This is a genomic window from Chitinimonas sp. BJYL2 (assembly GCF_027257935.1).
Lineage (GTDB): Bacteria > Pseudomonadota > Gammaproteobacteria > Burkholderiales > Chitinimonadaceae > Chitinimonas.
In genome coordinates this window covers 117,530-130,816 of record NZ_JANZKW010000005.1, presented here as the reverse complement: position 1 = coordinate 130,816, position 13,287 = coordinate 117,530, and the positions used below count along the sequence as shown (strand labels likewise).

Sequence of the window (13,287 nt, the reverse complement as noted above, 5' to 3'; positions counted from 1 at the left end):
CTCCAATGTCAATGCTTGCCCGTTGCTGATGGCAGCTTGGCCGGCCGGTGGGTGAGCGCCTAAGCGGTGGCCGGCGCGGGCTGGGCACGGACCGGTGTGCAGAGCCGTTCGATATAGGTCTGGTGTGCCGGCAGACTTGCGACGGTGCGTTCCACCTGCTGGTGGATCTCGCCCAGAAAGTGCGTCAGCTCGGCATCGCCCATGAGATCGGCGACCGGGTGGTAGTGCCGCGGCAGGATGCCCTGCCCCAGCATCACCTGGATCCAGGAATTCTCGGCAAACAGCTGGTCGCTGGGGCGGAACACGCGCGCGGATTCGGCGAACAGCGCAATGCGGTGTTGCAGGGTATCTGGCAGCGACGTCTCGCGGCAGTGACGCCACAGCGGCGAGTCCTCGCGCTGGTTCACGTGGTAGTGCAGGATGATGAAGTCGCGGATGTGCTCGACATCGTATTGCGTCTGCCGGTTGAACTCGGCCACATCACACGCGCGGATGCCGCCGGCGGGGAAGAGCTGCATCAGGCGGATCGCCGCACGCTGGATCAGGTGGATGCTGGTGGATTCGAGCGGTTCCAGGAAGCCACTGGCCAGACCCACGGCGACACAATTGCGCTTCCAGACTTCGGTGCGCTGGCCGGGGCGGAACTTGAGCACGCGTGGCTCGATCAGCACCTCACCCTCAACATGGCGGCGCAGCATCTCGGGGGCATCGGCGTCGTCGAGCAATTGGCTGCTGTATACCAGCCCGTTGCCGACCCGGTGCTGGAGCGGAATCTGCCATTGCCAGCCAAAGGGGTGCGCGATGGAACGGGTGTAGGGGCGCGCCGGGCGCACCGAGGCAGTCTGCACCGCCACGGCACGATCACAGGGCAGCCAGTGCGACCAGTCCTCGAAGGGTACGCCCAGCGTCTCGCCCAGCAGGAGTGAGCGAAAGCCGGTGCAATCGATGAACAGATCACCCTCTACGCGCGTACCGTTGGCCAGTTGCAGGGCCAGGATGTCGCCTTCCGGGCCATCGCGCAGCACGCTGGCAATCTTGCCCTCGACGCGGATCACGCCGTTTGCCTCACTCATCTGGCGCAAGTAGCGTGCGTAGCGACCGGCATCAAGGTGGTAGGCGTAGTTCATGCCACCCCGAGGCAGGTGGGCAAACCGGTCCATTTCGGCGGCCCGTAGCTCCAGGCAGTAGTCGCCGTAGGGACGTGCCATGTTCTGCTTGTGCGCCTTGAGCCAGAAATGCTGGAAACCGGCCGACCAGTGATCCTTGCCAGTCATGCCGAAGGAGTGGATGTAGTTTTCGCCGATCTGCTTCCAGTTCTCGAACTGGATACCCAGCTTGATGGTGGCCTGGGTCGCAGTCATGAACTCGACTTCATCAATCCCCAGCAGCTCATGAAAGGTGTGCAGTGCCGGAATCGTGGCCTCGCCTACGCCCACCGTGCCGATTTCCTCGGATTCGACGAGGCGGATCTCCAGTCGGGCACCCAGCAACTTGCTCATCAGGGCGGCCATCATCCAGCCGGCTGTGCCGCCACCGGCGATCACGACACGACGTACAGGCGAGGAGGGTTCGAGCTGGGCGGTATCCATGGTGGTATCCGATCGCTAATCAGCGGTTGAGTTTTTTCAGTAGCAGCGCACGGACGCGCCGCATGGCGGATTCGTTGAAGCGGCCGAGCAGGCCCTTGGCGGCATCCGGTACATGAGCGGCCGTCTCGGCGTTGGCATCGAAGACATAGTGGTTGAACTGCGCGCGCCAAGCCTCGCGTTCATGCGCGGGAAGATCGCGTACGGTGGCCATGGCCAGCCAAAGGGCGCTCACCGGGGAATCGGCCCAGGCCGGGGTGCGGCGCCACCAGTAGTTGATGAGCGCGCTGAAGGTATCCAGCGCCTCGACGTGATGCCACCAAAGGCTGGGAATGAACAGCGCGTCGCCCGCGGCTAGCTCTACGGTGATTGCACGTGCCAGGGCCTGGCGGTACCGCGGAAAGCGGTCGAAATCCGGCTGGTTGACATCGACAAGGCTCACCGGCTGGCCTGCCGGCGTGTGTTCGACCGGACCGATATACAGGTCACCGACCGCGTCGGGTGGGAACAGCGTGAAGCGGCGACGGCCGCTGGCCACGCAGGCAAGGTTGTCCGGCCAATCCTGATGGGTCGCGATACGCGTGCGATTACCGAGCCAGAGACTGACCAATGGATCTTCCACGCCCAGGTGCAGCGGATGCGTATCCAGCAGGCCGGGCAAGCAGGTGTCTACCGTGGTGGAACCCATGTAGACCGCACCCGCATCAGGCTGGTCGACACGCGCAAGCAGGGTGTCGAGGACGCGGTCGAACGGGGCGTACTCACGCACGAAGTTGAAGCCGCTGAAATCCGGGGTGTAGAAGAATCGCCCCCCTACTTCGGGTGGTGCGACCCAGATGCCGACCGTGGCACCCTGCCAGTGGGCGCGTAACACATCGGCAGCGGCAACGGCGCTGCGCTGTGCCGCCTGCACCAGTGGCCAGTGGGCCACAAGGCCGCGCAGCACCACCGGCGTGGTGCTGTCCAGGACTTCAGGTGGCAGCTGACCGGGTGCGACGGCGTGCACGGCGTGATCCTTAGCGACCCTGGCGACGGGCACGTTCGATCAGATCGCGGAAGCGACCGATCGAGGCAATGGCCATGGTGATCGGCAGCAGGTAGCCGGCCTGATGCAGCGCGGTCACGGCCTCCGCGGACAGGGTGGCAAATCGTTCTTCGTGAATCACATAGAAACCGCCAAGCCGGCGCACCGTGCCGTCGTCCTGTTCGATATCCAGACTCATTGCTTCGAGCAGTTCGTAATGGCGCAGGGCCTGGATGAAGGCCGGCAGGGTCTGCAGACCCTCGTGCAGGGCCTGAAGCACGGCAATGCGTCGTTCCAGCAGTTCGGACTGACCGCCGTGGGGCAGGAACAGCGGCTCGCCGTCGGTCTCGCTCAGGCGGGGGCTATCCAGATCGATATGGACCAGCCACTCGTCGCCGTCGCGGCCGACCAGCAGCGGTTGCCGCTCGATGGCGTAAGGCAGGTGGTGGGCCTCCCAGCCTTGGGGGCCGAGAAACAGATTCTGACCTTCCTGCAGACCCAGCATGGCAACGGGCTGGAACCCCGCGCTGTCGTTGCTGGGTTGGAAGACGATGGGATAGTGCGCCTGCAAGGCGCGGAACTCGGCGGGAATGGTCGGGACGCTCACGACCGCATCACCCAGCGCGGCGCTGACATCGGTGCGCAATCGCAGGTGTTGGTGTTGCACGTTGTTCAGTAGTTCGGCACGCATGACAAGTCTCGAAGTGTGCATCGGCGGGCGGGTTGCCCGTCACGGCAAGATGCGGGTAAAGGTACTGCCATTGTGCCAGCCAGGGCCATGACGCCCGGCGTGTTCACTGCGGGAAGGATCGCCGCCCCGGATCGGGATCTGCTCCGGGGCGGCGATGACCATCCGGACTTGGTCCTTGCGGCCCCGGCATGCAGCACCGGGGCCGAGGGCTCAGCCTCAGAAGGTGTAACGCGCACCCATCATGAAGCGACGGCCGGTCTGGGTGTAATACAGCACCTGTTCCTTGGCACGGCCATGGAGGCGCTGGGTTTCGTCGGTCAGGTTGATCACCTCGAGCTGGAAGCCCAGGTTCTTGTTCCACTTGTAACCCACGTTCACGTCCCACTGACCGTAAGCCTCGGTATAGACCGGGTTGGGCAGACCGCTACCGTCGAAACGTGCGGTGAGGAACTTGTCACGCCAGTTGTAAGCAGCACGCACGCTGAGGCGATCATCCTCATAGAAGCCAACCAGGTTGGCGGCGTCGCCCAGGCCTTCGAGGGCGAACTGCTCCTTGAGGCTGGCGTTGTCGTACTTGAGGCCCGACTTCACATAGGTGTAGTTCGCCGAGATGCCGAAACCGGTGTTGCTGAACTGGTGCTGGACATTGAACTCCGCACCGTTCAGGTCCGCCTTCTTCTGGTTGGCCGGTACCGTGATGTCGAAGGTAGCGATCGGGTCATTGGCCTGACCGGCGATCGTACCCGTGGCATTGCCATTGCTGTCCACCCCGGTCTTCACCACACCTTGCGTACCGTTATAGGTATTGAGGATGTAGTTGCGGATACAGGTCAGATCGGTGGTGACGCAGCCCTTGGTCACGGCTTCCTTGAACAGGGTGCCATTGGCCGGCGTACGCAGGTTGAACGGCGTGGCCTGCAGGGTCGAGGTGCCGATGTAGTTGCTGATGTTCTTGCGGAACAGACCCAGTGCCACGTAGCTGCCACGGGCGTAGTAGTGCTCCAGCGACAGATCGAAGTTCTTGGCCAGCAGCGGCTTGAGGCCAGGATCGCCCTGGGCACCCGTACCACCGGTAATGCGGGCCAGTTGATTCAGCGTCTGTCCGCCCTGGATATCGCCCCAGCCCGGACGACCAATGCTCTCGCCATAGCTGAAGCGGGCCTTGGTGCGATCGGTAAGTTCGGCTTCCAGATCCATGCTGGGCAGCGTGTAGTTGTACTTGCCTTCCAGCGTGGTAAAGCCGGGCTGACCGAACTGCACCGAGAACTCGTTGTTGGCCATCCAGGTGATGCCGGTTGCCGTGGGCACCAAGGCGCTCGACTTGACCTTGGTCTGCTCATGGCGCAGGCCGAAGGCGGCGGACAAGGGTACGACCCATTCCCAGTCGGTGCTGTATTGCACGTAGACGCTCTTCGAGTCTTCCTGCGTGCGGCGGTCGGTGGTGAAGTCGCTGGAGGCCTTGAAGAGTTTGTCGCTGCCATCGGCCTTGACGGCGGCATCGCGCACGGCGCCGAAGTCATAGACGAAGAAGCCGTTGAACAGGTTGGCGCCGTTCGAACCCATCAGCTGGCTGAAGTATGGTGCCAGCGGTTGTGCGACGTACAGATTATCGGGGTAGTCCGCCGGGCTGGTGCGACCGCCCCAGCTGTCTTGCTGCACATTGGCGTAGGCCGAGCGGTTCTTCACCTTGGTGGTGCTGATGCCGAAGTCCAGTTTGGAATCGTTCTCGAGCGCGTACTTGCCCTTGAACTGTGCCTGTTCGACTTCGGCCTTCATGTAGCTGTTGCGGAAGGACGAGCCGGTCACCAGCATTTTCGAGGGGTCCAGCGTGGCGCTGGCGATGCTCAGCACCGGGAAAGGCTGGGAAAAGTCCACCGTGGTGGTGCCGCGATTGAACATGGCGCCGCCCAGCACGGCATTGCTGCCGAAGGGGCTGTCCGCACCCGAAATGGCACTGGAACGGTGCATGTCGAAGTCCAGCTTGAGCTTGGCATTCGCCTTCCAGGACAAGTTGAAGCCGGCTGACTCGTTCTTGTTGCGCGTGCCGAAGTTGGCGCTGCCCATGGCCACATCGCTGGTCGCCGGGGCAATGATTTCCGTGTACAGCAGGGGCGCGGCGACCGGGCCGTTGGTCCAGGTCGTGGTGGTGGGGCCGAAGTTGAACCAGGCCGAGAGATCGTTACGGCGAGTCTGGATCTTGTTTTCCGAGTAGGTGTAATCCACCGTGGCCGTCAGATCCTTCATCGGCGCGTACTGCAGGGTGAGCTGACCATTGGTGCGCTCACGCTGGATGCCGTTCACGCTGTAGTTCAGGTTCTGCGGCACCGAGTAGATATCCCCAGCCTTGGGGCGATTGGTAATGCGTTCCGAGCCTGGCTGGCCCGGTTGGGGAATGGTGCCCCAGTTGTTTTCGTCACCCTTGAAAGCGCGCCAGCCATTCGGTACCGAGGCCTGGTTGTAGCCCAGATCGCGCTTTTGGTAGCTGCCGCTGAGGGCGATGCCGAAGGTGCCATCGGCAAACACATTGCTATAGATGCCGGACACTTCCGGTGTGTAGTCATCGCCTTGCAACAGTTCCGGGAGGCGGTCATTCGAGCGATCGTTCACCACCTTGAGGCCGAAGCTGGCGATTTCGCGCTTGGTTTCCAGCGGGCGAGCCGTCTTGATGTTGATGACAGCGCCAATGCCACCGGCCGGATTCTCTGCGCGGCTGGTCTTGTAGACCTCCATGGCAGCAATCGACTCGGAGGCCAGGTTGGCGAAGTCAAACGCACGGCTGTTCGACGGACCGGTCTCCCCTAGGCTGGATGCCGGCATCTGACGGCCATTGAGCAGGACAAGGTTGAAGTCAGGACCCACACCGCGCACGGTGACTTTGGAGCCTTCGCCGATCGAGCGATCAATGGCGACGCCGCTGATACGCTGCATGGCTTCGGCCAGGTTGGTATCGGGGAACTTGCCGATATCTTCGGCCACGATGCCATCCACCACGCCCTGGGCGTTGCGCTTCATGTTCAGGGACGAGTTCAGGCTGGCACGAACACCCGTGACGACCACGACCTCCGATTGCTGGGAGGCCTCCTTGGGGGCCGCCTCGGCTTCCTGGGCGTGCAGGGCGGCGGGGGTGAGCAGTGCCGCGCAGGCGGCAGCGATTCGGGTAAGCGGGACGCGAGGGCGCAGGGGTACGGCGGGCTTCATGCTGTGTGTCTCCTGTTGATCTTGGTGGTCGGGCTTCGGCATGGCCTCCGATATCCAGCCCTGCACTGAAAGCGCTTTCATATATTAGCGCAAATGCTCGAAATGTGAATCGAGCCGCACCGTCATGATGCATGTATGCAACATTGTGGTGCGTAAGCTATTGCTGTGTAAGTGCTTTTTCCTGAAACCGATTTCTTATCGGTGGTCAGCGTGCAGGCTGCCGGGCGATGCTGGCCACGGAATCGCGCTCCACCAGTCTGGGCGCCGGTAGTTGCAGATCGGGCTTGTTGCCAGCCAGCAGCGTCAGCATGGCTTGTGCGGCCATGCAGCCCAACTCAAGGCTGGCCTGATGTACCGTCGTCAGCGGGGGCGTCATGTGGGCCGCGAGCAGCAGGTCATCCACGCCCATCAGCGACACATCTTGAGGAATCCGCAGGCCGGCTTTGTGCAGGGACACGGCAGCACCAAAGGCCATCTGGTCATTGGCGGCAAACAGGGCGGTGAAATTACGCCGGCTGGCCAGTAGTCGCTCAGCAGCAAGACGGCCGCTGTCTTCCTGATAGTCGCCCGCCTCGACCAGTTCCGGGCGGAAGGCAATACCCGCCGCGGCGAGCGCATCCTGATAACCCGCCAGTCGCTCGCGGGCATCGGGGTGGCCCGGATCGCCACTGATATGGGCGATATCACGGTGGCCGCGAGCGATCAGGTGCTGCGTTGCCAGTCGTGCCCCCTCGCGGTGATCAAAGTCCATGGCATAAAGGCCCGGCCCCTTGAGGGAGCGCCCGGTCACCACGGTCGGCAGTTTCTTGGCCAGTGTCCGCAGTGCGTTATCGCCCATGCGGCCACTCAGAATGATCATGCCATCGACACGCCGGCTCAGCAGGGTATCGATACAGCGCTGCTCTACGGCGACCTTCCAATGTCCGCTGACAAACAGCGCGCTATAACCTGCCGCACCCAGTGTTTCTTCAATCCCGCGCAGGGCGACACCATAGAAGGGGCTGTCGATGAACTGGGTCACTACCCCGATGCTCATGGTCCGGCCGCCTGCCAGTCCGCGTGCGATTGGGTTGGGCACATAGCCCAGCTCGGCAATGGCCTTATCGACGGCGGCCCGCTTCTCGGGGCTGACCACGGCGGTACCATTGAGGATGCGGGACACCGTGCTGGGTGAGACGCCGCTTGCTTGGGCCACCATGCCCAAGGTCACAACGCCATCATGCGTAGGAGTAGCAGAAGAAGGGGATTTGGCCATGCGTCTGACGATCTGGAAGTGGTGTCGGGCGGATTGCTGAAACCGGTTGCAGCAATTGTACGACGCAGGCGGCAGTCTTGCCGCCTGCTGTGATACGCCAGCGCCAGGAGACTCAGGGCGCGGTGCTGGCTGCAGCGGGTGCGGGGGTGGACGGCGCCGGCGCTTGCGGCGAGGCTGGTGCTGGTGCTGGTGCTGGTGCTGGTGCTGGTGCTGGTGCTGGTGCTGGTGTAGGCGCCAGTACCGTCAACAGGGCAGCCGTTTCTGCATCCGGTTCGCCATCAAAGCGGGCGGGCCGATAGCGCATCTGGAACGCGGTCAGGACATTCCGGGTTTCCTTGTCGAGCAGGCCGCTGCTCGGCACGGCGTAGCCCACGCGTGCCAACAACTGCTGGAACCAGGCCACATCCGGCAACTGTGCGGCATGCGCAGGCAGGGCCGCAACTACCTTGGCCTCATCCGGCCAGCGGCCCACGCCGGCCTCGGCCAGCTTGCGCCAGGGGAACAGGGGGCCGGGGTCGGTTTTGCGCTGCGGCGCGATATCGCTATGACCCAATACGTTTTCGGGCTTGATCTGATGCCGCTCGATGATCGAGCGCGAGAGCGCGATGACCTTGTCGATCTGTTCTGGCGCATAAGGTACCCACACCCGGCCTTCCGGGGTGTCGTGAAAGCCCGCGTTGACGATCTCGATGCCGATCGAGTTGTCATTGATATTGGTCTGCCCCTGCCAGTAGCTGACCCCCGCGTGGTGCGCCCGCCGGTCTTCGTCGACCAGACGGTAGATTACCGGCGGTGCATCGCCGACCAGATAGTGGCTGCTCACGCTCTGCTCGGTGAGGGTTCGGAGCGAGTCGGGGAAGTTGAGCACGGTGTAGTGCATGATCAGATAACGAACCCGGCTCGATTGCCCCTTGGCCTCGTAATGGGCATCGATGCGTGGCACGGTGGCACAGGCGGCGAGCATGAGGGTGAGCAGGGCAAGGGACAGGCGGCGCATACGGGTCTCTGACGGAAGCGTGTATCGGATCGGGCCGGGCAGCCACACCTAAAGTTTTATGAACCAGCGCTTGCGCCACATGGCCCAGGCCACCCCAAGCATGACCAGCGTGAACAACAGGGCAAACATCAGGGAAGCGTTCTCGGGCGCCAGGCCCGAGTGCTCGACCGGGGCGTAAAGCCAAGCCTTTAGGCTGACAGGAGCGCTATCCGGTCCGATCTTGATGGTGCCCAGCAGGCGCCCAACCATGCCAGACAGCGCGAAGATGAACAAGGCGTTCATGCCCAGCATGGTCAGCGGGAAACAGGCGCGCGCGAGCCATTGGCGGGCGCGGGCAGATGGTTGGCCGTCGAGCAGCCAGTAGCAGCACGCCAGCCCCAGGCAGCCCCAGCCGCCCATGAATACCGCGTAGGCCGGCGTCCAGAGTGATTTGTTGATGGGCAGGTGCGCCAGATCTAGCGCTGTACCCGCGAGCAGCAGCGTGACCCCTGCCACGAACAGCCAGGTGCAGCGTTCCGCAACAGAGGTTTGTAACGCGATGAGACGGCCGGCCCAGACGCCAATCAGCTGGGTGACCAGCGCCGGTAAGGTAGACAGCAAACCCTCCGGGTCCCAGGTTTTCACCTTGGCCCATAGATGCCCTTCCATCAGCGCCCGGTCGACCCAGGCGCCGAAATCGCGACCCGGTAGCGGCTCGCTGTTAAAGCAGCCGCCCGGCAGGTCGCAGACCTGTCCGTATCGCATCAGTACGCTGTAAACCAGCAGGGCGGCCATTGCCACCAACAGCTGTCCGCGCAGGCGCAGGTAGATGACCACCGGCGCCGCTAGCGCCACCACAAGGCCAATGCGTTGCAGCACACCGGGAATCCTTACTTCAGCAAAGTTGAACATGGGGAACAGGTTGAGAAATAGGCCGATGGCGATGATGAGCGCCGCGCGTCGCCAGCACTGCAGGAGCACGCCGAATCGGCTATCGGCCTGTCGCTTACCCAGCGACAGGCTCATGGCCACGCCGCCGATAAACAGAAAGAAGGGGAAAATCAGGTCGGTGAAGGTCCAGCCATGCCATTCAGCATGCAACAGCGGGGAGTAGACGCTGCTCCAGCTGCCGGGGTTGTTGACGAGCAGCATCGCAGCGATCGTGAAGCCGCGAAAGACATCGAGTGACAGCAGGCGTTGGCGGTCGTCCATGGGGTGCGCAGGCGTAGGGTGGGAGGCATGATTGTGGCGTAGCTCGCCACCTTCGTGCGCCCTCGCTTTGGTGTGAGGATAGGGGGGCGTCATCGCCGGCCTGGAGCCCGCGCATCCTTGTCGTACAAGGGTTCTGGCCGGCATAGTGGTACAGGTACATAGCTGCCGGTTATGCATGTCCGCGCAAGCACTATGCCGTTGCGACGGTCTTGCTGCGCAGAGCGTGACCCGAAACGCCGCAAGAGCGGGGCTTTTTGTATCTGGTGGCCAGTCGCGGAATCGAACCACGGACACGCGGAATTTCAATGATCTGCGTTTTCTAGGATCCATGCGGCTTTGAGGCGGATTCCTGCTCCGCAAAGGCATACTGAGGCGTCCTGAAATCCCCTTGTAACGCCTATTGGTTGCTGATCGACAAAGTGAAACCCGATCCCAACCTAGTGGCCGTGGTGTTCGGCTTCATCGGCTATGCGGCTTATGCGGCTCAGCAGGTGGCGGGATTCTTCTTTGGAAGCAGCCGCGGTAGCGACGAGAAGACGAGGGCGATGGCTGATGCGGTAATGGCGCTAGGAACGCTTTCTTAGTTTTTCGGCCAGACTTTTGTTCACGATTCGCATATTTTTTTGCCTGAGAACGCAGCTCAAATCGTGCTTCTTAACTCAGCCGCGAGGCATTTCGTTGGAATTGTTCCTGAGAGCACCTCAACGAAAAGTTTAAAAATGGGTGTAAACGGTTTACACTTCGCTGGTGCATGAGGTGCACCGCGTAGTGCAAAAAGAACCCCACCAAGTTGGCGCTTGGCGGGGTTTGGTAACGCGGTCAGTTCCTCAGCTGACTTGTTCGGTAAGTTTCAAAAGTGCTGTGATCCATGCCGGCCCTACCGTGAGGATCACTACAAGAAGCTCAGTCTTTCGACTGGGCTTTTTGTTTGGCGGTTTATCTTCATCGTTCGCAGACAAGAGGATCTCCTTGTGTCTACTTGATGAGGCGTCAACCCCCCCGCGACGCGGGGCAGTCCCCACATCTGCTGACAATTATACACGCGGGCTTGGTCTGCAGATGGTGCTTGCAGGCGACACCTGGTTTGGGGGCGAAATCGCTGCGGGCCAAGTAGAAGGGCCCGATGCGAGGGAACGCGACCGGGCCCAGGCTCAACTCCGGCAGTAGGAGTTGCAGAGCTGAACCGGGGCGAATCCTACTTCCAGTTCGGCCTAAGCGAATCACCAGTTTCTGCTCAAGTTTTCAGCAGATCGATGTATCGCTGCGTCGACTATGCAACAGAGAAATTTCTGGCCCAGTTATCCACTGTATCTGTGGATAGAACTCATCCCCTAAGGCCTGTCGGTCATATCGTATGTTTCATCCATATGATATGGATCATATGGCCCATATGAGGGCTGCTAGTGCAGGATCGCACAGAGCCATTCCTGCACGTACCCGTGGCCTGGTCACCGTCGCCCTCATGCTCGAACCCGATGAACCGGATATGCGCGTCGCCGATCGACACCAGCCGCGCCTCGTAGAGGTAACGGCACTCCCCCTTGCAGCGACCCGCTGGCATTGCGGACGTGAAATTCCAGCGTGTTGACTGACCAGCCATCCTCGATTTTGGCGCCGAAGGTGGTGATGTGCCCCTCGATCTCAATGCGGAAGCTCGGCTTGGCGGGCAGGCGCTTTCCGTTTTTTCGCAGGATGTTGAGGCGGACGTGCATGCCGCCAAGCATAGCAAAAAGGAGATCGATAGTTCTCTATGCGAATAGCGATTCGGTCTCGCCCTTCTTGGGCTTCTGGTCGGCAAAGCTGGTGAACTCGGCCAGCGGAGCAAGGCTCAGGAACGTGCGTGCCATCTCGGTATCGGCCTGTAGCCAGGCGTCGTATTCGCTGGGCGGCACAATCATCAGGGAACGCTTCTCGTCACCGGGGCGGTGGAAGTGACCCATGATCGGGTGGCCATCGGCGTTGATGGTGAGCAGGCTGAACGAGAACTCGGACCCGCGTTCCGGGTGGGTCCATTGCTCCCAGATCCCGGCTACGCAGAAGTCGGCCTCGTCCTGCCGGCGAATCTGCCAGCGCACGGCCTTGCCAGTTTCCCAGTTGGGCTCGTAGAACCCTTGCATAGGCACTAGACAGAACTGCCGGCGCTTCCAGGCGCTGAGGTAACTAGGCTTCTCGGCCACCGTCTCGGTGCGGGCTTTGTAGGTCTTCTTGCCGAAGCTGTCGTCCTTGGCCAATGGCGGAATCAACCCGAACCTCCCCAGCAACACATCCCGCCCCTTGCTCTCCCCGTGTGGCACGCGCACGATGGGTGCGATGTAGCCGGGGTAGGTTTCATCCGGGTAGCTGTCGGGCGCGATCAGGCCATCAGCGATGGCCTGCAGGTGATCAGAGCGGGTGGGGCGGTAGTTGGTGCACATGGCCTATTTGGCAGGCTTGAGCTTTTCCGGGTCAATGGTGCACAAGCTGGTTGGTGTATCCATCGGGCCAACACTCAGGATTTCCACAATCCCGCCCGCAATGGTGGTCACCTTGAGAGGGAGAATATTTGGCGTTGGGCCGGTATTGTAGGCATTCCAAGAGATGTGGCCCTTTTCGGGAATCGAGCCGAAATATCGTTTCCCTTGGTATTCCGCCTCGATTTTGGGCTTCTTACCATCCCAGATCACACTGAGCCCGGAACTCCCGCAGTAAAAAGTGACAGGACGTGGATAAATGCCAGCGATGAATTCCCACAAGGCGATCAATACCACCAGTGCCCCAATGATGTAACCAGCATAAGCCAGCTTGAAAACAGAACCAGTGTTATCCATTCATCAATCCTCTCTCAAGGGTTCCGGCCGTGAGTTGCCCGGTACATTTCTTCCATTGTCTCGCAGGTACCGGCGAGCTACCCACTCATGCTTTGAATAGCCTCCAGACTTATCCGCAGTAGATACGCCAAGAGCTGCTGAAAACCATGCTGTCTGATGATGGGTTACTACTTCTGTCCATGGGCTCTATGCGGACATCGCCAGTGAGCTGCAGCAGTTCCAACAGGTCACGGTTGGCCATCGTCGATTCTTCGAACCCATCCGGCAGTCGAACGATGTAACGGGTGAAGCCAGTCATGCCCCCCATGCGATTGCGTGCATTCACCTCACCGCACCAAGTGTTCTTATTTGCCGACGACTGAAATACTCCGCGAAACTCCGCGGAATCAGGATCGTTGAGTGAATTCACTATCAGCTGCTTTTGAAGATAGCGCGGCGTTTTTGTGTAGTACGCATAAGCAGCAACGCTGGCTGCAATGAGACCGCCCACCACTGCCACTGAAATTAAGTATTTCTTGAGCTGCATTTCATTCCTTCC

The 13,287-nt window shown here is 61.3% G+C and carries 12 protein-coding genes; 1 reads left to right on the top strand and 11 read right to left on the bottom strand.

Translation table 11 applies throughout. The features are described from left to right. Positions 1 to 59: 59 nt before the first annotated feature. From O9X62_RS14585 to O9X62_RS14555, 7 genes are all read right to left on the bottom strand, one after another. Positions 60 to 1,589: a tryptophan halogenase family protein gene (locus O9X62_RS14585; protein ID WP_269533660.1), complete on the bottom strand. Its 1,530-nt coding sequence runs from the start codon at positions 1,587 to 1,589 to the stop codon at positions 60 to 62. Between the two features lie 19 nt (positions 1,590 to 1,608). Continuing rightward, a complete protein-coding gene (locus O9X62_RS14580; RefSeq protein ID WP_269533659.1) occupies positions 1,609 to 2,592 on the bottom strand; it encodes a cupin-like domain-containing protein in 984 nt (327 codons plus the stop codon). Between the two features lie 10 nt (positions 2,593 to 2,602). After that, positions 2,603 to 3,301 carry a SapC family protein gene (locus O9X62_RS14575; protein ID WP_269533658.1) on the bottom strand — a complete coding sequence of 233 codons (699 nt, stop codon included), beginning with the start codon at positions 3,299 to 3,301 and terminating at the stop codon, positions 2,603 to 2,605. Between the two features lie 216 nt (positions 3,302 to 3,517). Further along, positions 3,518 to 6,499, bottom strand: coding sequence for a TonB-dependent receptor (locus tag O9X62_RS14570; protein ID WP_269533657.1), 2,982 nt, complete (start codon positions 6,497 to 6,499; stop codon positions 3,518 to 3,520). A gap of 205 nt (positions 6,500 to 6,704) precedes the next feature. Beyond that, entirely contained in the window at positions 6,705 to 7,754 is a 1,050-nt protein-coding gene (locus O9X62_RS14565; protein WP_269533656.1) for a LacI family DNA-binding transcriptional regulator, read from the bottom strand. A gap of 112 nt (positions 7,755 to 7,866) precedes the next feature. Beyond that, positions 7,867 to 8,751, bottom strand: a complete 885-nt coding sequence (locus O9X62_RS14560) for an N-acetylmuramoyl-L-alanine amidase (protein WP_269533655.1) — start codon at positions 8,749 to 8,751, stop codon at positions 7,867 to 7,869. 48 nt (positions 8,752 to 8,799) lie between these two features. Continuing rightward, positions 8,800 to 9,942 (bottom strand): acyltransferase family protein, encoded by a 1,143-nt coding sequence (locus O9X62_RS14555; protein WP_269533654.1) that lies wholly within the window; start codon positions 9,940 to 9,942, stop codon positions 8,800 to 8,802. 404 nt (positions 9,943 to 10,346) lie between these two features. Between O9X62_RS14555 and O9X62_RS14550 the strand changes: the two genes are divergently transcribed. Beyond that, positions 10,347 to 10,526, top strand: coding sequence for a hypothetical protein (locus O9X62_RS14550; protein WP_269533653.1), 180 nt, complete (start codon positions 10,347 to 10,349; stop codon positions 10,524 to 10,526). 876 nt (positions 10,527 to 11,402) lie between these two features. Here the strand turns inward: O9X62_RS14550 and O9X62_RS14545 are convergent. The 4 genes from O9X62_RS14545 to O9X62_RS14530 all read right to left on the bottom strand — a co-directional run bounded on the left by O9X62_RS14545 (position 11,403) and on the right by O9X62_RS14530 (position 13,275). Then, positions 11,403 to 11,654 carry a hypothetical protein gene (locus O9X62_RS14545; protein WP_269533652.1) on the bottom strand — a complete coding sequence of 84 codons (252 nt, stop codon included), beginning with the start codon at positions 11,652 to 11,654 and terminating at the stop codon, positions 11,403 to 11,405. A gap of 36 nt (positions 11,655 to 11,690) precedes the next feature. Next, the gene (locus O9X62_RS14540) at positions 11,691 to 12,356 is read right to left on the bottom strand and encodes an SOS response-associated peptidase (protein ID WP_269533651.1); all 666 of its coding nucleotides are present in this window, start codon (positions 12,354 to 12,356) and stop codon (positions 11,691 to 11,693) included. Between the two features lie 3 nt (positions 12,357 to 12,359). Beyond that, the gene (locus O9X62_RS14535) at positions 12,360 to 12,749 is read right to left on the bottom strand and encodes a hypothetical protein (RefSeq protein WP_269533649.1); all 390 of its coding nucleotides are present in this window, start codon (positions 12,747 to 12,749) and stop codon (positions 12,360 to 12,362) included. A 109-nt stretch (positions 12,750 to 12,858) separates the two neighbouring features. Next, positions 12,859 to 13,275, bottom strand: a complete 417-nt coding sequence (locus tag O9X62_RS14530) for a hypothetical protein (protein ID WP_269533648.1) — start codon at positions 13,273 to 13,275, stop codon at positions 12,859 to 12,861. Positions 13,276 to 13,287: the final 12 nt, after the last annotated feature.

What these genes read in the sequence shown, in the direction of transcription:
- O9X62_RS14585 (WP_269533660.1), bottom strand. Translation starts at nt 1,589, where the DNA reads ATGGATACCGCCCAGCTCGAACCCTCCTCGCCTGTACGTCGTGTCGTG.
- O9X62_RS14575 (WP_269533658.1), bottom strand. Translation starts at nt 3,301, where the DNA reads ATGCGTGCCGAACTACTGAACAACGTGCAACACCAACACCTGCGATTG.
- O9X62_RS14570 (WP_269533657.1), bottom strand. Translation starts at nt 6,499, where the DNA reads ATGAAGCCCGCCGTACCCCTGCGCCCTCGCGTCCCGCTTACCCGAATC.
- O9X62_RS14565 (WP_269533656.1), bottom strand. Translation starts at nt 7,754, where the DNA reads ATGGCCAAATCCCCTTCTTCTGCTACTCCTACGCATGATGGCGTTGTG.
- O9X62_RS14560 (WP_269533655.1), bottom strand. Translation starts at nt 8,751, where the DNA reads ATGCGCCGCCTGTCCCTTGCCCTGCTCACCCTCATGCTCGCCGCCTGT.
- O9X62_RS14555 (WP_269533654.1), bottom strand. Translation starts at nt 9,942, where the DNA reads ATGGACGACCGCCAACGCCTGCTGTCACTCGATGTCTTTCGCGGCTTC.
- O9X62_RS14545 (WP_269533652.1), bottom strand. Translation starts at nt 11,654, where the DNA reads ATGCACGTCCGCCTCAACATCCTGCGAAAAAACGGAAAGCGCCTGCCC.
- O9X62_RS14540 (WP_269533651.1), bottom strand. Translation starts at nt 12,356, where the DNA reads ATGTGCACCAACTACCGCCCCACCCGCTCTGATCACCTGCAGGCCATC.
- O9X62_RS14535 (WP_269533649.1), bottom strand. Translation starts at nt 12,749, where the DNA reads ATGGATAACACTGGTTCTGTTTTCAAGCTGGCTTATGCTGGTTACATC.
- O9X62_RS14530 (WP_269533648.1), bottom strand. Translation starts at nt 13,275, where the DNA reads ATGCAGCTCAAGAAATACTTAATTTCAGTGGCAGTGGTGGGCGGTCTC.